The sequence below is a fragment of the Agreia pratensis genome, assembly GCF_900177685.1.
Taxonomy (GTDB): Bacteria; Actinomycetota; Actinomycetes; order Actinomycetales; family Microbacteriaceae; genus Agreia; species Agreia pratensis.
The window spans coordinates 23,446-49,704 of sequence record NZ_FXAY01000002.1 but is presented as its reverse complement, the minus strand read 5'-3'; the positions used below and the strand labels follow the sequence as shown (position 1 = coordinate 49,704).

Annotated in this window: 29 protein-coding genes; 14 read left to right on the top strand and 15 right to left on the bottom strand. The window is 65.7% G+C overall.

All coding sequences use genetic code 11. From position 1 onward, the window contains the following. Window positions 1-45: 45 nt before the first annotated feature. Window positions 46-1,794 carry an alkaline phosphatase family protein gene (locus tag B9Y86_RS05675; protein ID WP_085483946.1) on the bottom strand — a complete coding sequence of 583 codons (1,749 nt, stop codon included), beginning with the start codon at window positions 1,792-1,794 and terminating at the stop codon, window positions 46-48. Window positions 1,795-1,897: 103 nt separating this feature from the next. On the opposite strand from B9Y86_RS05675, the gene B9Y86_RS05670 reads away from it, so the two are divergent. The 3 genes from B9Y86_RS05670 (at window position 1,898) to B9Y86_RS05660 (ending at window position 3,369) form a co-directional block, all read left to right on the top strand. Beyond that, window positions 1,898-2,323 (top strand): SRPBCC family protein, encoded by a 426-nt coding sequence (locus B9Y86_RS05670; protein ID WP_085483944.1) that lies wholly within the window; start codon window positions 1,898-1,900, stop codon window positions 2,321-2,323. Between the two features lie 4 nt (window positions 2,324-2,327). Then, window positions 2,328-2,789, top strand: a complete 462-nt coding sequence (locus B9Y86_RS05665) for a MarR family winged helix-turn-helix transcriptional regulator (RefSeq protein ID WP_085483942.1) — start codon at window positions 2,328-2,330, stop codon at window positions 2,787-2,789. 199 nt (window positions 2,790-2,988) lie between these two features. After that, window positions 2,989-3,369 carry a VOC family protein gene (locus B9Y86_RS05660; RefSeq protein WP_085483940.1) on the top strand — a complete coding sequence of 127 codons (381 nt, stop codon included), beginning with the start codon at window positions 2,989-2,991 and terminating at the stop codon, window positions 3,367-3,369. A 144-nt stretch (window positions 3,370-3,513) separates the two neighbouring features. On the opposite strand, the gene B9Y86_RS05655 is transcribed toward B9Y86_RS05660, so the two are convergent. Next, window positions 3,514-4,206 (bottom strand): SDR family NAD(P)-dependent oxidoreductase, encoded by a 693-nt coding sequence (locus B9Y86_RS05655; protein WP_085483938.1) that lies wholly within the window; start codon window positions 4,204-4,206, stop codon window positions 3,514-3,516. A gap of 102 nt (window positions 4,207-4,308) precedes the next feature. Between B9Y86_RS05655 and B9Y86_RS05650 the strand changes: the two genes are divergently transcribed. Then, window positions 4,309-5,169 (top strand): helix-turn-helix transcriptional regulator, encoded by an 861-nt coding sequence (locus B9Y86_RS05650; protein ID WP_085483936.1) that lies wholly within the window; start codon window positions 4,309-4,311, stop codon window positions 5,167-5,169. Window positions 5,170-5,307: 138 nt separating this feature from the next. Here the strand turns inward: B9Y86_RS05650 and B9Y86_RS05645 are convergent, their stop codons facing one another. Continuing rightward, window positions 5,308-6,063, bottom strand: a complete 756-nt coding sequence (locus tag B9Y86_RS05645) for a DUF429 domain-containing protein (protein WP_085485223.1) — start codon at window positions 6,061-6,063, stop codon at window positions 5,308-5,310. Between the two features lie 34 nt (window positions 6,064-6,097). Further along, a complete protein-coding gene (locus B9Y86_RS05640; RefSeq protein ID WP_085483934.1) occupies window positions 6,098-7,036 on the bottom strand; it encodes an aldo/keto reductase in 939 nt (312 codons plus the stop codon). Window positions 7,037-7,138: 102 nt separating this feature from the next. On the opposite strand from B9Y86_RS05640, the gene B9Y86_RS05635 reads away from it, so the two are divergent. Together B9Y86_RS05635 and B9Y86_RS05630 are read left to right on the top strand one after the other, a co-directional pair. Beyond that, window positions 7,139-7,552 (top strand): DoxX family protein, encoded by a 414-nt coding sequence (locus B9Y86_RS05635; protein WP_085483932.1) that lies wholly within the window; start codon window positions 7,139-7,141, stop codon window positions 7,550-7,552. Further along, the gene (locus B9Y86_RS05630) at window positions 7,549-8,034 is read left to right on the top strand and encodes a hypothetical protein (protein ID WP_085483930.1); all 486 of its coding nucleotides are present in this window, start codon (window positions 7,549-7,551) and stop codon (window positions 8,032-8,034) included. The genes B9Y86_RS05635 and B9Y86_RS05630 overlap by 4 nt, the downstream gene beginning before the upstream one ends. A gap of 30 nt (window positions 8,035-8,064) precedes the next feature. Here the strand turns inward: B9Y86_RS05630 and B9Y86_RS05625 are convergent, their stop codons facing one another. Together B9Y86_RS05625 and B9Y86_RS05620 are read right to left on the bottom strand one after the other, a co-directional pair. Then, complete coding sequence (locus B9Y86_RS05625; protein WP_085483928.1) at window positions 8,065-8,562, bottom strand: GNAT family N-acetyltransferase; 498 nt, start codon at window positions 8,560-8,562, stop codon at window positions 8,065-8,067. 36 nt (window positions 8,563-8,598) lie between these two features. Beyond that, window positions 8,599-9,027 carry a hypothetical protein gene (locus B9Y86_RS05620; protein ID WP_085483926.1) on the bottom strand — a complete coding sequence of 143 codons (429 nt, stop codon included), beginning with the start codon at window positions 9,025-9,027 and terminating at the stop codon, window positions 8,599-8,601. 87 nt (window positions 9,028-9,114) lie between these two features. On the opposite strand from B9Y86_RS05620, the gene B9Y86_RS05615 reads away from it, so the two are divergent. Further along, on the top strand, window positions 9,115-10,158 hold the full coding sequence (locus B9Y86_RS05615) for a Y-family DNA polymerase (RefSeq protein WP_176223273.1): 1,044 nt from the start codon (window positions 9,115-9,117) through the stop codon (window positions 10,156-10,158). A gap of 80 nt (window positions 10,159-10,238) precedes the next feature. Here B9Y86_RS05615 and B9Y86_RS05610 read toward each other — a convergent pair whose 3' ends face one another. Then, on the bottom strand, window positions 10,239-10,787 hold the full coding sequence (locus tag B9Y86_RS05610) for a PadR family transcriptional regulator (RefSeq protein ID WP_176223272.1): 549 nt from the start codon (window positions 10,785-10,787) through the stop codon (window positions 10,239-10,241). 75 nt (window positions 10,788-10,862) lie between these two features. Between B9Y86_RS05610 and B9Y86_RS05605 the strand changes: the two genes are divergently transcribed. Beyond that, window positions 10,863-11,312: a YybH family protein gene (locus tag B9Y86_RS05605; RefSeq protein WP_085483920.1), complete on the top strand. Its 450-nt coding sequence runs from the start codon at window positions 10,863-10,865 to the stop codon at window positions 11,310-11,312. 10 nt (window positions 11,313-11,322) lie between these two features. Here B9Y86_RS05605 and B9Y86_RS05600 read toward each other — a convergent pair whose 3' ends face one another. Beyond that, window positions 11,323-11,679 carry a hypothetical protein gene (locus B9Y86_RS05600; protein WP_139824761.1) on the bottom strand — a complete coding sequence of 119 codons (357 nt, stop codon included), beginning with the start codon at window positions 11,677-11,679 and terminating at the stop codon, window positions 11,323-11,325. 340 nt (window positions 11,680-12,019) lie between these two features. On the opposite strand from B9Y86_RS05600, the gene B9Y86_RS05595 reads away from it, so the two are divergent. After that, window positions 12,020-12,334 carry a hypothetical protein gene (locus B9Y86_RS05595; protein WP_085483916.1) on the top strand — a complete coding sequence of 105 codons (315 nt, stop codon included), beginning with the start codon at window positions 12,020-12,022 and terminating at the stop codon, window positions 12,332-12,334. 103 nt (window positions 12,335-12,437) lie between these two features. Here the strand turns inward: B9Y86_RS05595 and B9Y86_RS05590 are convergent, their stop codons facing one another. Then, complete coding sequence (locus B9Y86_RS05590) at window positions 12,438-14,102, bottom strand: cation:proton antiporter (RefSeq protein WP_085483914.1); 1,665 nt, start codon at window positions 14,100-14,102, stop codon at window positions 12,438-12,440. A 112-nt stretch (window positions 14,103-14,214) separates the two neighbouring features. Then, a complete protein-coding gene (locus tag B9Y86_RS05585; protein WP_085483912.1) occupies window positions 14,215-15,111 on the bottom strand; it encodes a hypothetical protein in 897 nt (298 codons plus the stop codon). 222 nt (window positions 15,112-15,333) lie between these two features. On the opposite strand from B9Y86_RS05585, the gene alsS reads away from it, so the two are divergent. Both alsS and budA read left to right on the top strand, forming a co-directional pair. Further along, entirely contained in the window at window positions 15,334-17,013 is a 1,680-nt protein-coding gene (alsS, locus tag B9Y86_RS05580; RefSeq protein WP_085483910.1) for an acetolactate synthase AlsS, read from the top strand. After that, window positions 17,010-17,759 (top strand): acetolactate decarboxylase, encoded by a 750-nt coding sequence (gene budA / locus B9Y86_RS05575; RefSeq protein WP_085483908.1) that lies wholly within the window; start codon window positions 17,010-17,012, stop codon window positions 17,757-17,759. The genes alsS and budA overlap by 4 nt, the downstream gene beginning before the upstream one ends. A 74-nt stretch (window positions 17,760-17,833) precedes the next feature. On the opposite strand, the gene B9Y86_RS05570 is transcribed toward budA, so the two are convergent. From B9Y86_RS05570 to B9Y86_RS05560, 3 genes are all read right to left on the bottom strand, one after another. Next, window positions 17,834-18,265 (bottom strand): Hsp20/alpha crystallin family protein, encoded by a 432-nt coding sequence (locus B9Y86_RS05570; RefSeq protein ID WP_085483906.1) that lies wholly within the window; start codon window positions 18,263-18,265, stop codon window positions 17,834-17,836. Between the two features lie 114 nt (window positions 18,266-18,379). Continuing rightward, window positions 18,380-19,096, bottom strand: a complete 717-nt coding sequence (locus B9Y86_RS05565; protein ID WP_085483904.1) for an alpha/beta fold hydrolase — start codon at window positions 19,094-19,096, stop codon at window positions 18,380-18,382. Between the two features lie 29 nt (window positions 19,097-19,125). Beyond that, window positions 19,126-19,590: a RidA family protein gene (locus B9Y86_RS05560; protein WP_085483902.1), complete on the bottom strand. Its 465-nt coding sequence runs from the start codon at window positions 19,588-19,590 to the stop codon at window positions 19,126-19,128. Between the two features lie 142 nt (window positions 19,591-19,732). Here B9Y86_RS05560 and B9Y86_RS05555 point away from each other — a divergent pair, with 142 nt between their 5' ends. Beyond that, window positions 19,733-20,659: a helix-turn-helix transcriptional regulator gene (locus tag B9Y86_RS05555; protein WP_176223271.1), complete on the top strand. Its 927-nt coding sequence runs from the start codon at window positions 19,733-19,735 to the stop codon at window positions 20,657-20,659. Here the strand turns inward: B9Y86_RS05555 and B9Y86_RS05550 are convergent. Next, window positions 20,605-23,061 carry an ATP-binding cassette domain-containing protein gene (locus tag B9Y86_RS05550; RefSeq protein ID WP_085483898.1) on the bottom strand — a complete coding sequence of 819 codons (2,457 nt, stop codon included), beginning with the start codon at window positions 23,059-23,061 and terminating at the stop codon, window positions 20,605-20,607. The genes B9Y86_RS05555 and B9Y86_RS05550 overlap by 55 nt on opposite strands. A 71-nt stretch (window positions 23,062-23,132) precedes the next feature. On the opposite strand from B9Y86_RS05550, the gene B9Y86_RS05545 reads away from it, so the two are divergent. Further along, window positions 23,133-25,484, top strand: coding sequence for a hypothetical protein (locus tag B9Y86_RS05545; RefSeq protein WP_085483896.1), 2,352 nt, complete (start codon window positions 23,133-23,135; stop codon window positions 25,482-25,484). 30 nt (window positions 25,485-25,514) lie between these two features. On the opposite strand, the gene B9Y86_RS05540 is transcribed toward B9Y86_RS05545, so the two are convergent. Next, on the bottom strand, window positions 25,515-25,850 hold the full coding sequence (locus B9Y86_RS05540) for a VOC family protein (RefSeq protein ID WP_139824760.1): 336 nt from the start codon (window positions 25,848-25,850) through the stop codon (window positions 25,515-25,517). 66 nt (window positions 25,851-25,916) lie between these two features. Between B9Y86_RS05540 and B9Y86_RS05535 the strand changes: the two genes are divergently transcribed. Continuing rightward, window positions 25,917-26,237, top strand: coding sequence for a hypothetical protein (locus B9Y86_RS05535; protein ID WP_085483894.1), 321 nt, complete (start codon window positions 25,917-25,919; stop codon window positions 26,235-26,237). Window positions 26,238-26,259: the final 22 nt, after the last annotated feature.

Below are 26,259 nucleotides of genomic sequence, written 5' to 3'. Positions count from 1 at the left end.
GATCCTCAGATTAGCGAGCAGCCGTTCGACAGGGCGAACCGAGGCTCAGTCGCGCACCCCGAACAGGCCGTAGCCGTGCTTCACCAGCACGTCGTAGGCGTCGGCGTAGTTGTCGGGCACCGGGGCATCCGGCTCGTACTTGGCGAGCAGAATGCCGATGAGTCCGAGGGCGGGCGGGGTGAGGGGGCGCCTGCGGTCCTTCTCTTTGTCGGAGCGCGGCTTCGCCTCGGGATTGGGCGGAACGTATGCGGGCGTGACCGTGGGCCAGAGCGCGGGCTGGCGTGGCTTCTTGAGATTCACGGCGTTGAAGATGGGGGTCGCGGATGCGTCGCGCTCGGTCAGCGGCTCGAGTCCGTGCAGCTCGGCAATGGTCTTGGCGAGAGAGCCGTGGTGCATCTCGTCGTTGATGACGGTTCCGGCCTTCGTGTAGGCCGACACCACGATGGTGGGAACCCGCAGACCGAGACGGTCGAACGCGAAGCCCATCTCACCCGGAGCCTCATTCTTCACGGGAGGAACAGCAGCCGGCGGCGCAACGTGGTCGTACAGGCCACCGTGTTCGTCGAAGGTCACGAGCAGCACGGTGTTCATCGCGTTCGATCCGGTGGTCGAGGGCCCGTCTTTGATCGACGTGTAGACCTCGCCGAGGAGCTGCTCGCCTGCCCGCATATCCGAAAAAGCAGACTCCATCTCCGGCGTCTCGGGGTCGGTCTTGTCGCGCGCAGGCCGCACGACCGGCGGATGCATGTCGTTGTGGTCGAAAACCATGCGCGGCTCGACGAAGGCGTAGTCGGGCAGATTTCCCTTGGCCGCGTCGTCATGGAACTGCTCCATGCTGCGGAAATTGCTCTTCCAGTACTTCTGCAGCGACGGCGCACTCAGCAGCCCGGTGAGCGAGACCACCTGCTGGGCGTCGTAGTACACGCGCCACGACTTGCCCGCCTCTTCGAGCCGACTGAACACGGTCGGCACGGCCGGAGCATCCAGCCATTTGCCGATGCCGCCACCCTCGACGTTCGTGACGAAGCCGTGCGAGGTGCTCGCGTGAAAGAACGAACGATTGCAGAACGTCTGCGACGGAACCGCTGCGTGCCAGTGATCGTAGACACCGAAGCTCTTCGCCAGGGTCGACAGCACCGGAAGCATCGCGGGCGAGAACCCGCCCATCACCACCGCATACTCCTCGGGCGTCGGCGCACGCCCCCGAGAGAGCGTGGAGTTCACGATGTAGTCCTTCACGAAGCCGTCATTCTTCGGCTTCGATGGATCTGTCGGCAGGTTCCACGGCTCCTGCAGGGGGTTCTTCAGATCGGAGTTGCTCTCGGGGTCGATCGTTCCGAACAGCTGCGTGTTCACATGCGGATAGAACTCGCCCGGGTCGGGATCGGGCTGGGCCATGATGCGATCCGTCGCACCGCTGTAGACATGAGCCGGCACGGTGTCGCCCGAGGGCCCAGGGTTGCTGTACTTCCCCTGATGCAGGCCGTCGAACGTCTGCCCCGCGGGTTCCTGCCCCGACTCGTAGAGCCAGCCCAGCATGTGATCGAACGACCGGTTCTCGAACATGATCACGACCACGTGGTCGAAGCCGGGCTCATGCCGCACCGGCAGCGGCGAGAAGCCGAGTTCGTCGTCATCGGTGTCAGACGATCGGATGCCGGCGGTCACGCCGCCGACCGCTGCGCCACCCACCGCAAGACCTGCGACCCCGATGCCGGCCGTGCGCAGAAAGTTGCGTCGCGAAGCGCCGCGCGCGGCCTTCTCGCCGTCGCTCTCGTTCTTTCTGGCAGCCATCTCGGTCCCCTCCCGATCTCGCCAGAATACCTCTGCGCAAGCACGCTCTCGAGTGATATAGTAAGCGCACTTACTACCTGCACCTACTACTAGGAGGATTGCCATGTGGACCACCAACTACGAGCAGACGACCGCGGCCAGCCCATCGGCGGTCTGGGGTGCGCTGGAGAAGCTGCACTCCGGCACGCCGCTCGGTCCCGCCTCTGACGCTTTCGAGCTGCACGGCCCGTTCGCCGTCGGCACGACGCTCACGATCACGCCGCAGGGCCAGGAACCGATGCAGTCGACGATCGTCGCACTCGTTCCCAACGCCGTGTACGCCGACCGAACTGTCTTCGGCGAGCTGCAGCTGACCTTCCGGCACGACCTCGCCCCGACGGCAGACGGTGGAACGACGGTCACTCACACCCTCGTCATCGATGGACCCGGCTCCGACGATGTGGGACCGGAGCTCGGGCCACAGATCAGCGGCGACTTCCCCGTGGCAATGGCGGAGCTACTCTCCGCGGCAGAACATCCCGCAGAGTAGTCACATGCCTGGCGACCTCGACACCCAGTACCCGGATGCACAATCGAGTCCCGGGCTCGCTCTGTGGCGCGCGAGCAACGCGTGGCAGAGGCGGATCCGAGCAGCTCTCGCCCCTCACGACTTGACGCACGTCCAGTACGTGCTTCTGGCTTCGCTGACGTGGATGGATCGCACCGAGCCGGTGACCCAGCGCGATCTCGCGCGGCACACCGAACTCGACGTGATGATGACCTCGCAGGTACTCCGCACTCTCGAAACCAAGGGCTGCGTTCGCCGCGAACCCCACCCTCACGACAGGCGGGCGATCGCGTTGCACCCCACTGCCCAGGGCATCGAGCTGGCGAACCAGGCCACCCACGACGTGGAGTCCGCCGACGCTGCGTACTTCGCCGCGCTGACTACGACTCAGCGCGAATCGCTCACCGACGGTCTCCAGCAGCTGGCCTCTCGAGCGCGCCTCCCCTAGAAGGGAGTCCCCGGGTGGGTGGTCTCGGTACGCCGACTCGTTCCTCAGGCGGCTACTCGACCGACGCATCCGCTTCGTCCCACACATGAAACTGTGAGCTTCTCCTCCCGTCGTCGCTGGTAGCCTCGCTCCCGAGGGCCACCGCGCCGACTACACCGAGAAGCACCGCCTTCGGAGTGATCGCGACGAGAGGCATCCCATGACTAACTCCAACACCCGCACCCCTCAACTCGGCCGTTTCGCGCCGACACTCGCTGTCACCGACATCGATCGTTCGATTTCGTTCTTTCGAGAGTTCCTCGCCCTCGAGGTGCACTTCACGAACGGCCAGCCCACGGGCTTCGCGATCGTGCGCAACGGGCCTGCGGAGCTGCATCTCACGCTCGTCAAGAACCACCGCGGGGGCAGCCACAATGTCGCCCATCTGCTCGTCGATGACGCGGCTGCGCTCTATTCGACGATGGATGCTGCGGGGGTTCGCATGATCAAGGGGCTCCGCGATGCCGACTACGGCTTGCGTGGATTCGTCTTCTGCGACCCCGACGGCAACCGCATCGATGTCGGCCAGTCGATGCCTTGACCGCTTATTCGCGAGGCATCAGCCTCCGCATTCGAGGGTATTCTTCGTCCCGCCCGTACGAACGGGAGGAGATACGCGCATCCGACGCGAATAGTGCATTGATGTGCCACATCTCCTCCCGTTCCGGCGATAAAAGGCCGTCTTCTAGAAGGGAGCGACGCCGTCGCGGTTGACGAATGTGCCCGTCGGCCCAGCGCCACCCCGAGTTGCGAGCTCGACGATCGCATCCGTGCCCTCGGTCACCGTCTGCGGACCTCTGTGGTTGTTGAATTCGGTGGCCGTGTAGCCGGGGTCGGCGGCGTTGACACGAATCTCGGGAAACGCCTTGGCGTACTGAACGGTGAGCATGGTCACCGCCGACTTCGACGCTTGGTAGAGAGGCGCGACGATCTGCGACTCGACGTGCTCCGGATCGAGCACGAACGAGAACGAGCCCATTCCGCTCGTCACATTCACGATCGTCGCCTCGTTCGAGCGCAGCAGCACAGGGCGGAACGCCAGCGTCATGCGCACGATCCCCAGCACGTTCGTGCCGAAGACGAAAGCGGCGTCGTCGGCGGTGAGATCCTCGGCGGCAGCGAAGGGGCCGCTGACTCCCGCGTTGTTGATGAGCACGTCCAGACCACCCGCGGCCTCGATGGCCTTGACAGCGGCCGCGACGGAATCATCGCTCGTCACGTCGAGCTGAACGAACCGGCCGCCCAGCGCGTCGGCGGCGGCTCGGCCGCGGGTCTCGTCTCGTGCGCCCATCCACACGGTGTGCCCGGCCTCGATGAGTCGACGGGCGGTTTCATAGCCGAGGCCTTTGTTGGCCCCGCTGATCAGTGTTGTTGTCATGTTCAGAAGTTTGCGGCGGTCGCGGCGCGCTGTCGTGGCCCGCCTCGGCGTATGGACGCGCAGTACCACCCACGACGCGTCGGCCACTGGCACACTGAATGAATGACGGATGCGCACGGCGATCTCGGAACGGTCCTTCGGGCGTGGCGCGACCGCTTGTCGCCGCTCGACGTCGGCTTTCCCGCCGGCGACTCCCGCCGGGCCGCGGGGCTTCGACGCGAAGAGCTGGCCGCTCTCGCCGGACTCAGCGTGGACTACATCGTTCGCCTCGAGCAGGGCCGCGCCCGTCACCCCTCTGAGCAGGTCGCCTCGGCTCTCGCCCGCGCGCTTCAGCTCACCGATGCCGAACGTGATCACCTCTTCGTACTCGCCGGCCTCCTTCCCCCGTCGCCCCACGAGGTTCCCGCACACATTCCTCCCGGAGTGCAGCGCCTGGTCGCGCGACTGGGCGAGATCCCGGTCGCCGTCTTCACGGCATCATGGGATCTACTGAGTTGGAGCCCTCTCTGGGTGGCGCTTCTCGGCGAGCCCGTGCGGCCCGCCTCGGGCCGACCCAATCTGCTGCGCGCGCACTTCGGAAACCTCTCGCTCGGCGATGGCGGCGGGCGCATCGTCAGCCGGTCCGGCAGCGTGGATGCCTTCGGCGCATCTCTCGTCGCCGACCTCCGTCGCGTGGTCGGCCGGTATCCCGACGACCGCGGGGTGCGGGCCCTCCTCGCCGAACTCCTCTCGACGAGCGAGGAGTTCCGGGTGCTGTGGGAGAGCGGAATCGTGGGCGAGCACCAGTCGGAGAGCAAAGTCGTGAGCAACGAGCTGGTCGGCGACATCGAGCTCGACTGCGATGTGTTCAGCGTTGCTGGCACCGATTTGCGCATCGTCGCCTATACCGCTCCGGCAGCATCGGAGGCGGCCGCGAAGATCGACTTCCTCCGCGTGGCCGCTCCCGCGGCCGTCGTGCCCTAGGGACCAACATGGCGCTGGTCGAGTAGGCCGCCCGCGGCCGTATCGAGGCCACGGGTGGTCTCGATACGCCGGCTCGTTCCTCGCGCGGCTACTCGACCGGCGGAGTGACGCGGCTACTCGACCGGCGAAGGCGCGCGGCTACTCGACCGGCGCAGAGATCAGCGCGGCGAGCGGGTTCGTCGGCAGGGCGGTCCAGCCCTCGCGGCGCGCGCGGGCGAGGTGCTGTGCTGGCGGCGGTTCGTAGTGGCCGAGAGCCGCACTCCGCGAAGCGAGAGCGGCGATCACCGCGTCGAACGCGTCGCCCGAGCGCACCATGAGCTCGGCGTGACCCTGCAGATCGAGCCAGGGTGCGGCATCCAGAACCCGTGTCAGAAGCAGCTCGCGCGCTGCCGCGCTCACGCGATAACCGGTCGTATCGAACCCCCACAGTCGGAGGCTCGCGCCGGGATAGATCTCGACGACGACGCCGGAGCCCGAGCGGTCGACCGCGACGCCCCGCGCTTGAATGCGTGCAAGCAACCCGGCGCAGCGCATCGCAGTGAGACCGAGCCGATCGGTCGACACGCTGAGCGGCCAGCGACCTGTCTTGGCCCGCACGTCGCGATCGGTCTCGCGGTAAGCGAGGGTGCGTCGCCAGTCCATGCCGCCATCGACGGAGAGCGCGTCGATCGACTCGTGGTCGGCGTGGGCGACGACGAAGCTCACGAACTCGTCGGGCCAGCCGAGGGCGCAGTCGATTCCGAGCTTGTCGACCGTCGTGGCGGCCTCGGCAATGGCGTCGTCGCCCACGCCGAGTCGGAGGTCTGTCAGGGTCGCAGTAGGCCCAGACCAGTCGACGACCGCGAGCGCCGTGCCCTTGTTCTCGGCGGCAAGGTCGACCCCGGCAGTGAGCATCAGGCCAGCGTAGTCGCGAAGGTGGACCGCAACCTCAGGGAAGTAGCGCACCTCCCGCGACCAGCAGTCGGTACCACTCCGGCCTGGTGAGCTCGATCTCTGATCCTGCGGCCGCTTCACGCAGTCGCGAACCCTTGGTCGTTCCGAGCACGACCTGAATACGTGCCGGATGCCGAGTGATCCACGCCGCCGCGATCGCGGTGGGCGTCACGCCGTAGCTGGCCGCGAGCTCGTCGAGAATGTCGTTCAGCTCGGCGTAGTTCTCGCGGTCGCCGATGAAGACGCCCCCTGTCGCGCCCGACTGGAACGGAGACCACGCCTGCACGGTGATGTCGTTGAGGCGGCAGTAGTCGAGCACACCGTTGTGCCGGTCGACGGACTGCTCAGCGTGAGCCATGTTCATGGCGAGGCCGGAGGTGATCGAGGGAGCGTGGGTGATGCTCAGTTGCAGCTGGTTCACCACGAGAGGCTGACGCACCGACCTCTTCAGCAGCTCGATCTGCCCGGGCGTGTGATTCGAGACACCGAAGTGGCGAACCTTGCCCTCGGAGTGCAGCTGGTCGAAGGCGGAAGCCACCTCGTCGGGTTCGACGAGCGCATCCGGCCGGTGCAGAAGCAGAAGATCGAGATAATCGGTCTTCAGCGCCTTCAGCGAGCCGTTCACCGAGTCGAGGATGTGCTCGGCAGAGAAGTCGAAGTACCCGGGGCGGATTCCGCACTTGGTCTGCAGAATCATCTGCTCGCGCTCGGCAGAGGTGTAGTTGAGAGCGTCGGCGAACAGGCTCTCGCACACATGTTCGGGGCTGCCACTCGACCCGTAGATATCGGCGTGGTCGAAGAAGGTGATGCCTTCGGCCTGGGCATCGCCGACCAGCGTTCGAATCTCGGATGCCGACAGCTCGGTAATGCGCATCAGCCCCAGAATGTGCTGCGAAACAGTCAGATCGGTTGTTCCGAGGGTCACGTTTTTCATGCTTCGCAGGCTATCGCTCCGCACTGACAGCCGACGTGTGACGTGAGTCGCTGGCGAGGCGTATCGTCGAAGCACACCATCCGATTCTCACGAGGAGCCGCCATGACGAAACAGCTCGACAAGCCCGCATCCAAGGGTCGCACGGCGGCACGCATCGCTCTGGGCGCCATCCTCGTTCTCGCCGGAACGAGCCACCTCACCTTCGGCCGCGAAGACTTTCGGGCCCAGGTACCCGAGTTCGTTCCCCTGAAAGAAGACACCACCGTGCTGTTGAGCGGCGTCGCCGAGATCACGCTCGGTGCCTCGCTGCTCTTCGCCCCGCGCTCGCAGCGGGCGCGCGTCGGTGGCCTCGCCGCCGCATTCTTCACCGCGATCTTCCCGGGCAACATCGCGCAGGCGATTCACCACAGGGATGCGTTCGGTCTCGACACCGACGCCAAGCGCGTCGGGCGTCTGTTCGGCCAGCCCCTGCTGGTGGCCTGGGCGCTCTGGTCGACCCGCACCGCGGCGAAGTGAACCGAGGCCGCGTAGCCCTCGCGGTAGGCGGCGTTCTTCTTGTCTCGGCCTACGCGGCTCTGATGGCCGTGGAGTCGCTCGTCTTGGATCCGCTCGCCGCCGTTCCCGGGGCGACTCTCGGTGAGATCCATGCGCGACTCACGGCTGCGGGCGAGGACGTCGCCAGCGATATCGCGTGGGTCATCGTTACGGCGTCTGTGGGCGTGGTACTTGCTGTGAGCGCCTCGATCATCGGGCTGTGGCGGCGGTTCTCGCTGTCGACGATGGCGATGATCTTTCTCGCCATCGTCGCGGCGGGCGCAGTGCCCGCATTCCTCGACGGCTTCCGTCTGGGCATGGACATCGCCGACACCTACGGCATCGGCGGCGGAGCGCACACGATCTGGGCGGGGGTGCTCTACCTCACGAGCCTCGCAGCCGTTGGCGGAATCGTCACAGTGGGGATCTACAAAGTTCGCAGGCGTGCCCCGCTCGATGTTTGAGAGAGCGGGAGCGACGGCTAGGACTTTTGGCTAAAGGTTCATGCTTAGGACGATTCGGCGGATGCTTCCGCCGCGGTCGTCGTCGACTCGGTGCATCCCGATCTTCTCGGCTACCCGCTCGGATGCGCGATTGTCCGGGTGAATGATCGCAATCAGTTCCTGTGCGCCGATGCGCTCGCGGGCGAAGTCACGACAGGCCGCAGCAGCCTCGGTTGCCATGCCGTGGCCTTGCCACGCAGTGGCGACGTGGTAACCGACCTCGAGCTTGCTGACTGCGTTGACGTCCTGCCAGGTCAGCCCGCAGTCTCCGACGAAGTCGCCCGCGAGTGTCTCGACGATCCAGAGGCCGTAGCCGTGCTCGGCGTAGTTTCGCTGGTTCCATGCGATCCAGGCGGCTGCCTGATCGCGAGTCTTCGGCGCGGGGTAGTAGCGCATGACTTCGGGGTCGCCCAGCATGCCAGCCATGGCGTCGAGGTCCGAGGTCGTCATCTGGCGGAAGCGAAGCCTTGCTGTATCTCGAGGAAGCACCTCAGTACGATAACCGAACGGTTTTAGCAACACGCCCTAGTAAGCCGCGCCCTCGGGCGCTGCCTCTGCGAGCGCGGCCCGGTCTTGTTTCAACCACTTTCGACCGAGCGTCACTCGGTAGATGGCGGCGACCGCCACGACGATGAAGAGAAGCCACGGACCGACCCCGCCGAACACGGTAAGGGCTACAGCGGCGACCATCGCAAGCATCAGAACCACAGACAGAGCAACTCGAGACGGACTGCCCCACAGAACGGTCGAGGGAACCCACCAGATCTGGTCGATGTCTGCCTCTCGTTCATTGTGCCGCTCGACGACCAACTGAATGAGGCAAAAACCCAAGACGAAGGAGATCGTCACGAGCCCCGGCCAGTTTTGGTACGCGCCCATGACGAACAGCACGACGAACGACGCGGCGAGTCCGGTCGTAAGCCACCAACGGAGCGGAAATCTCTTTGCAGCCATACTCAACACGCTAACAAAGTCACTTTTGCGGCTAACCCGTGAGAGCGATTCTCACTCACACATTCGAACACCAGTACGATAAGTCGCGTGGCCACGTCGCTCCTTCTGCACGTCGACGCCGACTCGTTCTTCGCCTCGGTGATCCTCCGCCATCGGCCCGAGCTCGTCGACAGGCCCATGGCGGCGATCGCCCATGTGTTCATCGCCAGCGCCAACTATCCGGCCCGGTTGCGGGGCGTTCGGGGAGGCATGCAGGTGCACGAGGCCCAGCACCTCTGCCCCGAGCTCGTCATGATCGAGACTCCGCGCGACGAGGTAGAAGAGGTCAGCGACGCCCTCTTCGACATCTTTCGAGACAGCGCCCGCGCGGTGGAGCCGGGGTCGATGGAGGAGGCCTTCCTCGATATCGGCACCACCGACATCCGGGTCGCCGTCGATGCCGCGCAATCGCTGCGGCGCCGCGTGGCGAGAGAGCTCGGCATTCCCATCAGCGTCGGAATCGGGCGCACCAAACTCATGGCGAAGCTCGCCTCGCGCGCCGCGAAGCCCGACGGCCTGCACGTCATCGACGACGCCGAGGCGGCCGAACTGCGCATCTCGCTGCCCATCTCCGATATCTGGGGAATCGGCGCGCAGACCGTCGAGCGATTGCGTCTCATCGAGGTCGCCCACCTCGCAGATCTCGATCGCATCTCACCCGAAGAACTCCGCCGCGTATGCGGAGCCGGCATGGCACATCGACTCGATCGCATCCGCGCTGGCACCGACGATGCGACGCTCAACCCGGTCGAGACGAGGTCGAGTCTCTCTTCCGAAGGAACCATCTCGGGCTACAACCGCCCCGACTGGACTCCCTCCGAACTCTTGGAAGCCTGCGTCACCCGCGTCTGCGGGCGAGCATCGAAGGCCGATCTCGCCGCGGGCGGCCTCACGGTCGCGCTGCGCTTCGACGGCGGCGATGCGCCCGTCATACTCAAACACCGGATGCCGTCGGCGACGTCAGACCCGCGGGCCTGGCTCCCCGAGATGCTGCGACTACTGGCCGCCGCCCAACAGCCCGGGCTCATCGCTGTGAAGGCCACGCTCACCGCGCTTGTTCCCCCGGAACGCGTGCAACAGACCCTGTTCTGACGCCGTAGTTGTTCCCGCTGCAGACAAGAGGTACTGGCGCACCGGGGCACACTGTCCACAGCAGACACAGTTGGCGGAGGTCAGTCCATGCCGTCGAGGCGCTCCCGCAGTCCGGCCACGATCTGCGCCTCGCTGTCGTAATAGGCGAGGCCCCAGTCCGCGACCATCGCAGCGTAGCGAACCTGGTGCTCGTCGCCGAGCATGTCTCGCACACCCTGCAGATCGGCACGGCGCGCCGCCAGGTCATCCAGATGCCCTTCGAGCATGCCGCCCAGCTGCTCGGGCGTCGACAGGCGACCCATGAGGAGGCGCAGTGCGACGGGGTGTTTGAGGATGGGAAAGCCGACCTCGCCATGAAAGAGCCATGTCTGCAACTGCTCCTCGCCGAGCTCGGTGACGCGGTAGCGGGCAGGCCCGTCGGAGGGCGCACTCTCGACGAACTCCGCTTCGGAGAGCTTGCGGAGCTCGGTGTAGATCTGGCTCATGGCGGGGCTCACCCAGTAGTAGCGAAGGGTGAAGTCGGCTCGCTGCTTGAGTTCGTAGCCCGTCATGCCCTCGGGGTTCTCGCGGTCGAAGACGAGCAGGCCCAGCAGCGCGTACGCCGTGGTCGATAGAGCGGAATTCACCATGGACATAACCATAGGTTCCTGGTAGATATATTCCTACTAGGAATATGTCTCGACGGAGAGAAAGCAGGACAGCACATGCCCCTCGAATCGACCCCGGTGACCACTCTGTTCGAGAACTACACGTCGGCCGTGCTGGCCAAAGACGTCGAGCGCTTCCTCAGCCTCTACGCCGACGACACCCTTGTCTTCGACGCGTGGGGCATGTGGGAGTTCGCCGGCGTCGACGCGTGGCGGCCAATGGTGACGATGTGGTTCGAGAGCTTGGGAGACAAGCTGTGCGAGGCGCGGTTCACCGAAGTCGTCACCTCCGTTCGTGATGACCTCGCCACCGCCCACGCCGCCGTTCGCTACGCCGAGGTCACTGCGGAGGGCGAACAGGTCGACTCCATGATGAACCGCATGACCGTGGTGCTCGAGAAGCGCGACGGCGAGTGGAAGATCACCCACGAGCACACCTCGATGCCCCTCGATATGGAGACGATGAAAGGCCTCTTCGACGCCTACGACAAGCGTGACGCGGACTGATCGAGAGTCGTTAGAACCTTGGCTTGTTCGATTCGGCGCTCGGCCAGGATGAGCTCTCAATCGACCTGATCTCAAGGCTCTTCCTCGAGGCGGCATAGAAAGCTTCCCGCGCCATTCCGGCCGTCTTGTAGAGATCGTTGAACGTCGTCGTTGTAGGGACAGCCTTCTTGGATACGTAGAGGTACACATTCCAGGTGGCCTGCGCCCACTGCCTTCCAGCCTCGATCGAAGCCGAGTCACCGAGAAGTAGAACCGCTTCGAATAGCGTCGACCTTCGATGCTCAGCGGCGACATAGAGTCGCTTTCCTTCCGCCAGTTCGAGCGGGTCGGTGGCCGGGCCCGCTTTTCGACCTGCCGCGATTCTCATGGCGATTCGACTCTCGTCTTTGAGCGCTTGAGCAAAATCTACATACGAGTTGAAACGGTTCTGATCCCACCTGGCCGATCGCTCTCGCCTCCATCGACTCCGTTCCATCATCGCGCCGCCGACGTACGACGTCACACCGCCGATTACGACGGCGAGCAGGGTGAAGAGCTCAGGAGATAAGTCGCGCATTCCGTCAGTGTGACACGCCTGGCAATGACAACCGACCTAGTCCAACGACGCAGCCAAGAGGATTGCAACCGTCCGTACGGCTGGCGTCAAGGCCTGTCGACGCGACGATATGCGCCGTTAGCCTGGGGCCTCGTTCACGACAAGGAGAACCATGAACACGTCGTCACTCATCAATCAGGTCAACGAATCTCTCGCCACACTCGGAGCAGGTCCCTTCATGACCGACAGCTCGACCGACAGCGAGACCGGAGCTGTAGTCACTGGCCGACTCGACGGACGCGTTCTGCGCATCGAGTTCGTGGAGGAGGGCAGCGGAGACGGGCCCGAGAAGGGCCACCGCGTCGATGTGGTCGACGATGTATCCGGCGAGAAGCTCGGAACCGGGCGCGGAGACTCGACCTTCGCCGACGCGATCTCGAGCCACAACTGGGGTGGAACCGTCGAGGCCCTGAAGCAGCTCGGCTAGCTTCGGGTTCTCGTTCAACAGGATGGATTGCGTCATCGCCGACGTGTCAGGCTCCCGCGCGCGGCGAGCCGCCAATCCATCCTGTTGAACGCGTCAACTCGACTCAGCCCTTCGGGCCGCCGCGCAGTTCGAGAGCGATCTGCGACGCGTCGAGAATCTGCAGCGCGTAAGCGAGCACATCGGCGTCGAAGGTGCCGTGGTCTCTGGCCTCGAGCAGCGCCGCCCTTTGGGCACCGATCACCGCCAGCTCATGCTCCTTTGCAGACACGAAGCCCTTGATCGACTGTTCGACCGGCGGTGCCGGAGGAACAGCCTCGGCACTCGTTCTCATCAACTGCATCAGTCGGGTCCGCTCGGCGTTCGTCTGCTCATCGATCGCCGTCTGGTCGACCTTCGGCGCGACGGCACGCAACAGCGGTCCGATAGTTCCGCCCTGCACGAGCAGCGACATGACCGCCACCGCGAAGGCGATGAGCACGAGCACTGACCGCTGCGGCGTGTCCTCGGGAAGTGTCTGTGCCGCGGCCACCGTCACGGCCCCACGCATGCCGGCCCATACGACGGCCGTGCCATCCCGCCACCCGAGCGGCGCGTTGCGAAAGTACGTGATGTCGGCGAGCGATTGCACGATGCGGCGACCCAGCCGCTCGATCTGATTGTCGGATGCGCGGCGTCGACGCCCGTTCGCCTCGCCGAACATCTGCTCGGCCCCCTCGGGCGTGCTCATCTTCTCGTGCATCTCGAGCAGCCTGTCCTGCATCTTCGCATTGCGGTTGCGCAGGGTCGAGAGCCACCACAGCAGCGGAGCCACGTAGGCCGCGCGAACGACGATCGTCAGCAGCAGAGCGCCGGCCGCGATGAGAACTGCAGGCCCGACTCCGGCATGATCACGCTCGACGTTCGCCACGATCGACGAGATCTGCACCCCCATTGTGAGAAAGACGGCGCCCTCGAGAACCAGCTCGACCGTGCGCCAGTTCTGCGAGTCAGACAGCCGGTTCTGCGCCGAAAGATAGCGCGGGGCGCGGATGCCGGTGACGAGTCCGGCGACGACGGCCGCCACGAGACCGGATGCGCCGAGCAGCTCGGCGGGAACGGCCGCAACGAAGGGAACCACAAACGAGATCACGGTATTCACTGTGGGATCGGTGACCCGCTTGCGCACGACAAGGTTGCCCCACCCGACGAGGATGCCGATGATGGCGGCGACCACGACGGAGTAGGCGAAGGTGCCGACCGCTCCCCAGAACGAGAACGACGCCGCCGTGGCGACGATAGCTGTGCGCAGCAGCACCAAGGCGGTGGCATCGTTCAGCAGACTCTCGCCCTCGAGCATCGCGACGACCCGCTTCGACACCGACGTCTGCTTGACGATCGATGTCGCCACCGCGTCGGTCGGGCTGATGATCGCGCCGAGCGCCACGCCCCACGCAAAGCCGAGATCGGGGACGACGAGTGTAAAGAACACGCCGAGTACGAGTGAACTGGCTACCACCAGCGCCACGGACAGACCGCTGATGGCACCGAATTCACGGCGGAAATTCATGGCCGGCATCGACACAGCCGACGAGTACAGCAGCGGGGGAAGCACCCCCGCCAGAATCCACTCCGGTTCGATCTCGATGCCGGCGAAGACAGGCAAGAAGCTCGCCCCCACACCGATCGCGACGAGCAGCAGAGGAGACGCCACGCCCAGCCGCGGTCCGAGCACGGTAGAGGCCGCGATTGCCGCGAAAGCGAGCACCAAGACGACGAGAAGTTCGGTCACGACTCCAGATTGGCACGGAGGTCGCGCTGCAACTCAGGCCAAACTGCCCAAATCAGTGGTTTTCGCCCGCGCCACATCTATTTTTCCTGACTTGCAGCGCAGGGAGTTGAAGCTAGTCGCGCCCGAAGAGGCTTCCGAGATCGCCTAGGCCAGGAATCTCGATGTTGGAGCCGAGCCCGGAGAGGTGCTCGCCGATGCCGCTCGCGTACTCGCCTGCGCCGGAGGCCACGTCGCCGAGACCGCCCTCGAGCCCTTCGAGACCACCCTCAAGACCACCCAGAGCGGCGAAGTCGATACCCATGCCCGAGGCCTGCTCGAGCAGAGGTCCCGCGACGCTGCTGAGCACCGCTCCCCCTGCCACGGCGGCGAGAAGTCCTCCTGCCATGCCAATGCCTGCACCCGCGACGGCGCCCACTCCGACTCCGGCGGCAGCTCCCGCCGCACCCGCCGCGGCGGGCTTCGAGAAGAGTCCGCGCAAGAAGCCCGGCTTGTGCGCCTCGCCGCGCACGGCGGAACGCGCCAAATCATCGGGCGAAGACGAGACCGGCTGCTCGGATGCGGGCAGTTCATCGCGCAGACGCGACTCGACCTGCTGGCGCTGCGCCGGCGTCAGCCTCGCGAAAGCGTCGCGATGCACCTGCTCGAGCTGCTCCGGCATCGCGGTCTTCAGCAGGTAGTCGTAACGCGCGATCGCGGCCCGGTCTTCGGGCGTCGACGCGGCCGACCCGGCCGCATCCTGAACGGGCGCGCCCGACGGAGTGCCGTAGACGGGAACATCGTGAGGGCGCGACGCGGGCGCGTCACTCACCGGCGCATCCTGAACCCGTGACGGCGTCGGATGCGTGTTGCCGGGCTGAGCGGATGCGTTGCGGCCGTCGCCTGTCACCTTGTCGGCCGCGGTGCGCACGAGGTCGCGCCAGTCGGTCGAACCGGAGCCCGAGGTCTTGCTCTGCCCCGAAGCGTCGAGCGCCTTCGACGCCATTTTCATCAGTCGCTGGAGGGTGCTCATCTCGGGCCTTTCAATAGAACGGTCTGGCCTCACAGCATGCACGACTGCTCTGGGCAGGCCCCCTGAGAAGCCTGATGAAACCCCGGTCGACGCTCGTGGGTCTCGACAGGATACGGATGCGTTTGCATCATCCGTCCAGTGACACCGCGGTGGACCGCCGGTAGTTTTCTGGCATCCGGGCGGTCGGCGTCCCGATTCAGACGAGGCAAGAGGAGAGCACCCATGAACGCGATCGAGAAGTCTCGAAGCGCCAATCACGTACTGGACATCGTGTCGTCGGCCGGAGTCGAGTACATCTTCGGCATCCCCGGCGCCAAGGTCGATGCCGTCTTCGATGCCACGAACGACGAAGGTCCCGAACTCATCGTGTGCCGTCACGAACAGAATGCGGCATTCATGGCCGCTGCCATCGGCCGGCTGACCGGTGTTCCCGGCGTCGTGCTCGTCACATCGGGGCCCGGCACCACCAACCTGGCGACGGGCCTGCTCACGGCGAATACCGAGCAGGACCCGGTGGTCGCGCTTGCCGGAGCAGTTCAGCTTTCCGACCGCTTGAAGCGAACGCACCAGTCGATGGACGCAGCCGCCTTTCTCTCGACAGTGACGAAGTCGACCGTCGAATCGACGGATCCCGACGATGTGTCGGAGGCGGTGGTCAACGCATTCAGAGTTGCGACGACAGCCCCGCGAGGCGCTACCGCGGTCGTGTTGTCGGCGAGCGTCATGGCAGCGGCGACATCCGCCGCCTCGGCCGGAGGAAGCGCCCTCCCCGTGCCGAGACTCGGACCCGCGTCGCAGACCGACATCGATCTGGCGGCGGCGCTCATCAGGTCTGCCGAACGTCCGGTGCTGCTCGTGGGCCTCCGCGGGGCGGACATCGCGGAGACCCGCGCTCTTCGGGCTTTGCTCAGCGACACCGAGCTTCCTGTCATCGAGACGTTCCAGGCTGCGGGACTCGTGTCGCACGAACTCGAGGAACACTACCTCGGTCGAGTCGGCCTGTTCAAGAACCAGCCTGCAGACCTCGCGCTCGACGAGTCCGATCTGGTCATCGCTGTCGGCTACGACGCCGTCGAGTACGACCCGGTGATCTGGAACTCCGACGTGAAACGGCGGATCATCCACATCGACTCCGTGCCCGCCCAGTACGACAACCACTACCGTCCGACCCTGGAACTCCGTGGGGATGTCGCTGCGACGATCGACGCGCTGCGCCCGACGATCGCGGGCCTCACGCTGTCGGAGACCGCGGCGGCCCGAGCCGAGGAGCAACGCCGGGAACTGGCGACGATCGATGAGCGTGCACGCAATGCCGAGGCCGCCCCAGGGTTGGTCGATCCGTCTCGCCTCGTGCTGCTGTTGCGCGACATTCTCGACGACGACGCCACGGTCGCGTGCGACATCGGATCGAACTACATCTTCATGGCACGGCACTTCAGGGTCTACGAGCCACGGCACCTTCTGTTCTCGAACGGCCAGCAGACCCTCGGTGTCGCCCTCCCCTGGGGGATCGCCGCGGCATTAGTGCGACCGGGCACGCAGGTGGTCTCGGTCTCGGGCGACGGAGGCTTTCTGTTCTCCGCCCAAGAGCTCGAGACCGCGAAACGCCTCGGCGTCTCGTTCACGCACATCATCATGCGCGACAACACGTACAACATGGTCGCGTTCCAGGAGCAGCTGAAGTACGGCCGCACCTCGGGAATCGAACTCGGTGACTACGACATCGTGAGCTTCGCCAAGGCATTTGGAGCGACAGGCCGACGGGTGACCGGCTACGACGAATTCGAGGCGGCACTGCGCGAGTCGCTCGCCGAAGACGGCGTATCGATCATCGACATCGCCGTCGACTACAGCCGTAACGCGGATATCGCGGCTCACCTCGACGAGGACTCGTTCGAATGAGCGTCGCCACTCACCGGGTCGACACCCACGACGACTACGCCGTCTACCAGACCTCGACCATGGCCGCCCTGCTCGCCGGCCTCTACGATGGCGACGTCACCATCGGCCAACTCCTGACCCACGGTGATTTCGGCCTCGGCACCTTCAATCACCTCGACGGAGAAATGGTCGTCATCGACGGCGTCTGCTACCACCTCCGCGACGACGGGAGCGTCGAGGTCGCGTCCGCCACCGACAAGACCCCGTTCGCTGCCGTGATGACCTTCGTCGGCACACAAGGCTTCGACGTGAGCAAGACCACAACCCTGGCCGACGTGACGCATCAGATCGACGAGCTGACGGGAGGTGAGAATCTTCCCGTCGCCATTCGGATCGATGGACGATTCACGTCGTTGACAACCCGCACCGTGGGCGAGCAGCACAAGCCGTACCCGCCGTTGACGGATGCGACGGCGCATGAGGCCATCAATACGCTGGAGACGACTCAGGGCACGATCGCGGGTTTTCGCACCCCGCAATTCGAGGCGGCGATCTCGGTCGCCGGCTACCACCTGCACTATGTCGATGACGCGCGGAAGAATGGCGGCCACCTGCTCGACCTCAGTCTCACGGCCGGCCACGTCTCCATCGCGCCCATCTCGGAGCTCCGTCTGGTTCTGCCTGATACTCAAGCGTTCCGCGATGCGCACTTCGATCTCACAGATCTCGAGAATCAGGAGCACACGGCAGAGGGAACGTCCAACTGACCCAGCCCTCGCAGGCGCAGGACACAGAAAAGGGGCGGGCATTCAGGCCCGCCCCTTTTTCTCGTCGGTTCTTGTCAGACGGTGAGAGTCTTCTGCTCGTCGGCAGTCTGTGCCGCCTTGACCTCGATCTTGCGCGGCTTGGCCCTCTCGCTGACCGGGATGATGACGGAGAGCACGCCGTTGTCGTAGCTCGCCGAGATCTTCTCGGAGTCGACGCCGTCGCCCAGGCTGAACTGGCGCAGGTAGTCACCGTTCGATCGCTCCTGGGCGAGCCACTTGACGCCCTCGTGGGCCGCGCCGGTTCGCTTGGCCCTGATGGTGAGCAGCTGGCCGTCGACGTCGACATCGACAGAACCCGGATCGATGCCTGGCAAGTCAGCGCTGAGTACGTACTGATCACCATCGCGATACAGGTCGACGGGCATGAACTTCGGCCCCGGACGGAACGTGAGCAGGTCGCCGGCGATGCGGTCGAGCTCGCTGAAAGGATCGAAAGACATTGCCATGAGGATTCCCCTTTCTGTGAACCTGAGTCGACTTGACTCAACTTGTGAAAGTTAAATTAGCACTCGACCACCGAGAGTGCCAACCAGTTCGCCGGGAAATTTCTCGGCATCGGCCTACGAGAGGTGAGCGACCGCTTCCAGGATCAGCTCGGCCACGGCATCAGGGTGCGAGACCATGCTGGAGTGCGATGCGCCGTCGAGCTCGACCGTCTTCAGCGAACCGGCACGCTCGGCCATGAAGCGCATTCCCTCGACGGGGATGTTCTTGTCACCCGAACCGAAGATGAACCACGACGGCAGCGTCTTCCACGCGGGCGTCTCGGCCGGCTGGGGCTCTCCCAGTGCGAAGTCACGGATGGCGCGCTGCGTCGCCGCAGAGATCTTCGCCACGTCGAGGGGCACGTCTCCGGCGAACTGCTGCGGGAACAGCTCTCGGTCGACGATGAGGTCGTTCGTTCCGTCGCCGAGAGGATACGGTCGAACCGTCTCACCGAGGGTCGAGCCGGGGAACTGGCCGGTGAGTTGCAGCGAGTTCTCGCCATGATCGGGAGCGAACGCCGAGACGTAGACGAGACCCTTGACCACGTCGGTGCCGACGGCCGCCTCGGTGATCACGGCTCCGCCGTACGAGTGGCCCACGAGAACGACCGGGCCCCCGACGGATTCGACGGCCCGGCGCACGTTGTCGGCATCCGTCGTGACGCTGCGCAGCGGGTTGGGCGTAGCGAACGCGTCGACGCCCTTCGCCTGCAGGGCGGCGATGACACCGCTCCAACTGGCGGATTCCGCGAAGGCTCCGTGAACGAGTACGACAGTCAGGTTGTCAGTCATGATTTCTCCTTTGTGTGGATGGGTTGTGGTCAGTGGAATTCGACAATGAGCTCGACCTCGATGGGCGAGTCGAGCGGCAGCACGGCTACCCCCACGGCACTGCGCGAGTGCACGCCGGCGTCGCCGAAGATGTCTCCGAGAAGGTGCGAGGCGCCGTTCAGCACGCCTGCCTGCCCCGTGAACGACGGGTCGGATGCAACGAATCCCGTCACCTTCACGACCCGCGTGATGCGGTCGAGCGAACCGAGCACGGCGGCGATCGCCGCGAGCGCGTTGATCGCGCTGGTGCGGGCCAAGCCCTGCGCATCCTCAGCGCTCACGGCCCCGCCGACCTTGCCCGTGAGCGGGAGCTTCCCGTCGATGAAAGGCAGCTGGCCGGCCGTGTACACGAGGTTTCCGCTGATGGTGGCGGGAACATAGGCACCCGCGGGAGCCGCGGCTTGCTGGGGGATCTCAATACCCAAGGCGGTGAGTCGTTCGTCGATCTGTGACATGGTTTCGCTTCCTGAATCAGCACGGCGGGATGCCCACGGCCGGGTCCACAGGTCAGGCTAGGCCCGGCGAAGTGGATCGCGGGTGGCCCTGAGAATGCCACCCTGCATTCATCACCAGCACGAGCACAACGACATTTCTTGCATGACGACTCCAGAATTCTTCTATGCTGGAGTCATGACGGCAAAGCAGGTGGTTCTCGCGGAATACCTCCGCGCGAGACGCGCCGCCTTGAAGCCCGAAGACGTCGGATATCCGCCGGATCCTCAGCGCCGCGTGCGAGGTCTTCGGCGCGAAGAGGTCGCCGAACGAGCGGGAATCAGTCTCGAGTACTACGTGCGGCTCGAGCAAGGGCAGAACCACCGCGTGTCCGAGCAAGTGCTCGAGGCATTGGCCCGCGCGCTCGACCTCGACGACAGCGGTCGAAGCTACCTCTACAGACTCGCTCTTCCGTCACCCTCCGATGCACGTCCACAGACACCGCATCACGAGGTCGGCGAGCTCCTGCGTACACTGCTCGACCAGTGGGCAGGAACGGCAGCGGTCATCTTCGACCGCAATCAAGACATCATCTTCGTGAACACTCTCGCAGCCGCCCTGTCGCCCGGCTACGCCGTGCCCGGCAACAACTACGTCGTGATCATGTTCTCGACTCCTGTCGAGAATCGAACGAACGAACGCTGGCGCGACACAGCTCGCGACACCGTGGCGGCGCTCCGCTTCCACGCCGACTGCGATGACCCTCGTCTGCAGCAGATCGTCGACCAGCTCATGCCCGACGCCGACTTCCGCGAGCTCTGGCTGGCCCACGAGGCGCGACCCTTCTCCTCGGGACTCGCTCCCAATTTCGTTGAGGGCTACGGCTGGGTCGAGCTTCCGTTCCAGGTACTCGATGTGCCCGGTGGCCTCTTTATGAACGTGATCGTGTGCGAGCCGGACTCTCCCGCCGGCTTCGCCATCGAACATCTCCTCGCCCGACTGCGTGCCCCCGACGACACCAACGAGCTCGACGAGCCTCAGACCGAGGAGATCGCCGAAGCCAGCACCGAGCCGAGCGCCGCGGCCAAGTAGGGCGCGGTGCGGCTGTCGCCGTTTGCGGCGACCACCTCCGGAGTTCCCGCCACCACGACCCTCCCGCCCTTGTCACCTCCGGCCGGGCCCATGTCGATCACCCAGTCTGCGTCGGCGACCACGCTCATCTCGTGCTCGACGAGCACGACCGTGTTGCCGGCATCCACGAGCGAGTTGAGCTGTGCCACGAGCAAGCGCACGTCGGCCGGGTGCAACCCGGTCGTCGGCTCGTCGAGAACGTAGAGCGTGTGGCCGCGCCGGGCACGCTGCAACTCGGTCGCGAGTTTGATGCGCTGAGCTTCGCCTCCCGACAGCTCGGTGGCCGGCTGGCCGAGGCGAAGATACCCGAGCCCCACCTTGCGCAGGGTGTCGAGACTGCGCGCCGCGACGGCGACATCGCCGAGGAACTCTGCCGCCTCGTCGACGGTCATCGCCAGCACATCGGCGATCGACGCGTCGCGGTACCGCACCTCGAGGGTCTCCGCGTTGTACCGGGTGCCGCCGCAGTCTGGGCAGGGCGCGTAGCTTCCCGGCAGAAAGAGCAGCTCGACCGAGACGAAGCCCTCTCCGAGGCAGGTCGGGCAGCGCCCGCCGTCGACGTTGAACGAGAAGCGACCGGCGTCGTAGCCGCGTTCGCGCGCTTCGTCGGTCGCGGCGAAGGTCGTGCGCACGGCGTCGAACAACCCCGTGTAAGTGGCCAGGTTCGACCTCGGCGTGCGCCCGATCGGCTTCTGATCGACCTGCACGACGCGATCGACGGCGTCGTCGTGCAGCGCTTTTTCGGCAAGCACGCCGCCCACGAGACTCGACTTGCCCGAGCCCGACACCCCGGTGACCGCCGTGAGCACGCCCAGCGGCACATCGACATCCAGATTCTGGATGTTGTGCCGCGAGACCGCGCGCAGGCCCAGCCAGCGCTGGGGGTCGCGTGCCACCCGCCGCGGCGGCGCATCAGCCGACGAGGCGAAGAGGAACGGTCGCGTAACCGATTCCTCGATGCCGGAAAGCCCGCCGACGGGCCCGCTGTAGAGAACGCATCCGCCGTTCGACCCGGCCCCGGGGCCGACGTCGACGACCCAGTCGGCCCGGCGCACGACATCCATATTGTGCTCGACGACGAAGACCGAGTTGCCCGACGCCTGAAGCTGTTCGAGCACCGTGATGAGAGGTTCGGCGTCGGCGGGGTGCAGCCCGGCCGACGGCTCGTCGAGCACATAGATCACGCCGAAGAGCCCCGACCGCAGCTGGGTGGCGATGCGCAGACGCTGCATCTCGCCGGGCGACAGGGTCGGAGTAGCGCGGCTCAGGCCGAGGTAGTCGAGGCCGAGGCCCACAAGCACCTCGATGCGAGCGAGTAGGTCTGAGGCGATCGTTACCGCGACCTCGGTGAGTTCGCCCGACGAGCGGTCGGACCGTGCGGCACCCGCCGTCTTCAGTTCAGCGGTGGGGCGCAGCACGTCGGCCAGACCCGCGAAAGGCATGTCGTTCAGCTCTGCGATGCTGTGCCCGGCGAAGGTGACCGCGAGTGCCGCCCGTGTGAGGCCGCTGCCCCCGCAGAGCGAGCAGGGCGCCGTCTCTACGAAGCGCTGTGCCCGGTTGCGCTGGGCCTCGCTCTTCGAGTCGGCGAGGGTGTGCATGATGAAGCTCTTGGCACTCCAGAAGCGCCCCTTATAGGGCTTCGCCACTCGATCGCGCTGCGGAGTGACCTCGACCACGGGCTGCTCGTCGGTGAAGAGCAGCCAGTCTCTGTCTTTCTGCGGCAGTTCTCGCCACGGCCGATCGATGTCGTAGCCGAGCCCCGCTGTCACGTCGCGCAGGTTCTTGCCCTGCCAGGCCCCGGGCCAGGCTGTGATGGCTCCGTCTCGGATGCTCAGGCCCGGGTCGTGCACGGCCGTCGCCTCGGTCACGTCGTGCGCGATGCCGAGTCCGTGGCAGCGCGGGCATGCGCCGGCCGCCGTGTTGGGAGAGAACGAGTCCGAATCGAGCCGGCCCGTCGCATCCGAGGGGTAGCTGCCAGCCCGGGAGTAGAGCATGCGCAGCAGATTCGACAGCGTCGTGAGAGTGCCGACGGTCGAACGCGAGCTGGGGGCGCCACGCCGCTGCTGCAGAGCCACGGCGGGAGGCAGACCCGTGATCTCATCGACGTGAGGAGTGCTGCCCTGCGCGATCAGACGTCGCGCGTATGGAGCGACCGATTCGAGAAAGCGGCGCTGCGCCTCACCGAAGATGGTGCCGAACGCCAGCGACGACTTGCCCGATCCCGAGACCCCGGTGAAGGCGACGATGCGGTCGCGCGGCACATCGACGTCGACGTCGCGCAGGTTGTTCTCGCGGGCGCCGCGTACGCGAACGAACCCGGGTTCGGCGGATGCGATGGGCTGGTTCGGTTCTGTCTGCACCATTTCAATCGTATGCGGGGTATGGGGAGTTCTCCCCCTGTGAAGCTTTTTCGACCGCTGTTAGTGTCCTTTAGGTGCCCGATTCAGCCTCGCAGACCTCACCCGCCGCCGAGACTTCACAGCCCGAACGCTCCCCTGAGGCGGCTCGCGACGCGGCTCGCCGCATGTACGGTCCGCCCCGCGCATGGGCCCTGGTCTTCCTGTCACCGTCACCACTGCTGACTTACGGCGTTCCCGTGATCTTCGCCGCCGTCGTGGCCACGGTCGTGGGCTTGACGATCGTGCCGAACGAGGCGGTGGTGATCGTGAATGGCAACCTCACCCAGCTGACCTCGTCGACTGCAGGCCTCGTGGCCGCAGTGGTCGCCGCTGTCCTCCTGTGCGCGGGCCACGCGTTCGGTATCACCGCGGCCACACACTCCCTCATCGCGAACACCACCGACTCCAGCCTTCCGGCGCGCGCAGCGTGGGGCCGTGCCGCCCGTCGCCCCGGCCTGGTTGTGCTGGCGTTTGTCGGCGCGCTCGCTCTCTTCGTCGCGGCCGTGGCCGCATCCGTCGCGCTGGCCATCGCACCGCTATGGGCGATCGGCGGCCTCGTTCTAGCCCTCATCGTTCTGATCGTGGTCGCGCCGCTCTTGCTGGCGTGGCCGCAGCTCTTTCTGCGCAGCGCGTCGTGGGGTCAGGCTCTGGCGCGCGCATGGCGCTCCGGCAAGGTCGTCGTCTCTGGGCGGGCCGAAGACCGCACGCCCAGGGTCAACCTCATCATCGCGACCGTGGTCGTCGGCGGTCTCGGCGTGGGTCTCAGGCTGCTCGCCGGGCTCATGCCCCAGTCGCTGCTCTCCGCCATGGTCGCCGTCGCGCTCGGCATCGTCGTTCCCGCCGTGTTCGTTCTCGTGCTCTCTGCCGTTGCGGTTCGCGCCGTGGTCGTTCGTGAGGAATCCCGCGCCCGCATCGCCACCCAACCCATCGTTCCGATGTCTGCGCCCTCGTGGGCAGAGAAAGAATCGGATGCCGGAACCCGCGGGGGCGCGCTCGTCGGGCTTGCCGTGTTGCTGGTTCCCGCGCTGCTCGCGGCGCCGCTCGCGCTGGTGAACCCGTGGGGATTCGCGTCGTACTCGGCCGTCACCATGCCCACGATCGAGGATTCGGCAAGCATCGTGCCTGTGGGCGATGACGGCACAGCGGTGCTGAGCGCGAACGTCGGCTACGACCGGTTCTCAATGCGACTCTGCAAGGGCGCGAGCTGTTCGCCGATCTCCACCCTGTCGTCGTATCTGTCGACGGACACCGTCGAGACCGACGACGGCGGCCTCTTCACCGCGCAGTGGATGTTCGTCGGAGACGAGGAGGACACCGCCGACAATCGGTTCGAGCTCGACGCGGTGTCGACGAGCGCCGACGAACTGCGTCGATGGGACGACACGAACCGCAGCGGTGGGCCGTCCTCGTCGATTCCCCCCGGAGACCGCACGACGGTCGCCACGCTCGATTCGACGTTCAGTGAAGACGACGAGGTCGACGCCCGAACCGTGACCGACCGCAGCGCCGTGGCCGTGTCGAACGACGGCGAGTATCCGGTGATCGCCGCAGTGGCACGGCGAACCGGTGGCCCGCCCGAGGCGACGATGTGGATCGTCTTCTGCGACGACGACGCCTGCTCGTCGGCGACCACGAAGACGACGCAGCTCGAGTGGATCGGGGGAAGCCCGAGCAGCGCATCGATCGACCTCGTCGTCACCGAGGATGGCACAGCGGTCGTGACCCTGGCCGACCGTGAGGACTCTCGAAGCCCGGAACCGATTCCCGCCCTGCGAGTGTTCTCGACGAAAGCCGATAGTGCGGAGTTCCGCGTCGAGGCGCCCTTGCTGGCCGACATCACCGAGACCGACGAAGCCCGCTACAGCGGCTACGACGAGACGTTCGGCGCGCGGATCGAGCTCGGCGCCGATGGGCTGCCCGTCCTTCTGTCCCGCCCCGAGGGAAGCTCCGAGTTGCGACTGATCAGCTGCGCAGACGCATCATGCGCATCTGCGGGCACACGTGATCTGACGGGCTTCGACTCGTGGTCGCGGACTCCCGCCTTCGCCATCGACGAGAGCGGTCGCCCGCTCATCGCCGTCGCCGACAAGCGGCGCGCATCCCTCGATCTGATCGACTGCCTCGACGCGGCCTGCTCCGATCTCGAGTCGCGTTCGATCGCGAAGCTGGCGCTGGATGACGATCTCTCGTCGACCGAGGCACTCGCCCTGAGCCTCGATTCGCGGGGTAATCCGATCATCGCCGTGGGCGACAGACTCGCGGGCGATGTCAGAACAGACGTCGACACCTTCGACTACGAACCCGGCGAGGCCAGGCCACCCAGGAACGATCAGAGGTGGGCCGGCACCGTGCTGAACTGCAGTGACGCACGCTGTGGCCTGAAGTGATCAGCGACGCGACGCCCGGCAACTCCCGACTCAGGCGCCGGTGAACACGATCCGGTTGCCGTCGGGGTCGACGACCGGCAGTATCCGAGACGATGTTGCCGCCCTGATGCCGCCGTTCTCGATACCGGCGCCGTCGAGCAGCTGAAGCCGGGCATCCAGATCGTCGTCGTCGAGCACCATGCACGAGGTGCCGGCCCTCTCGGGCTCCACCCACACCTGCACGCCGAACGTGTCGGCGAGATGCCACTCCACGAGGCCGTCCATCGGACGCGCGTCGGGGCCGCGCCCGAACAGCAGCGAATACCAGGGAATGGACTGCGCGGAATCGCTCACCGTCATCTGGGCGAGCAGGCGCGATACCGTCACGGCGACCTCCTTGTCTCGTGCAGCAAGGGTACGTCTGGCGGCAGCCAAAGCTCTAGGCTCGTGGGCATGAATATCGTGGATTCCGACGAGCGCGACAGCACCTGGGAGCAGCATTCCTCGCACTTCCGCGTCTACTTCGCGACCGTTCCTGATCGTGCGGTGCGCACGGTCGATGTGTCGGATGCGACGTTCACCGAGACGCTCGCCTGGGCGCGCGGCAAGGCAAAGCAGAACGAGACCATCTCGATCGCCCTCATCGGCATCGACAACCGCGGGCTTCGCGGGCTCACCTGGATCTTCGGCATGGACCCGAACGACTCGTCGGAATCCGAGCTGCACGACCGCATGATCGCCGAGATGCTCGAGGAGCGTGAAACCCGCGCCTGATCTCCGCAGCAACTTGGCACCC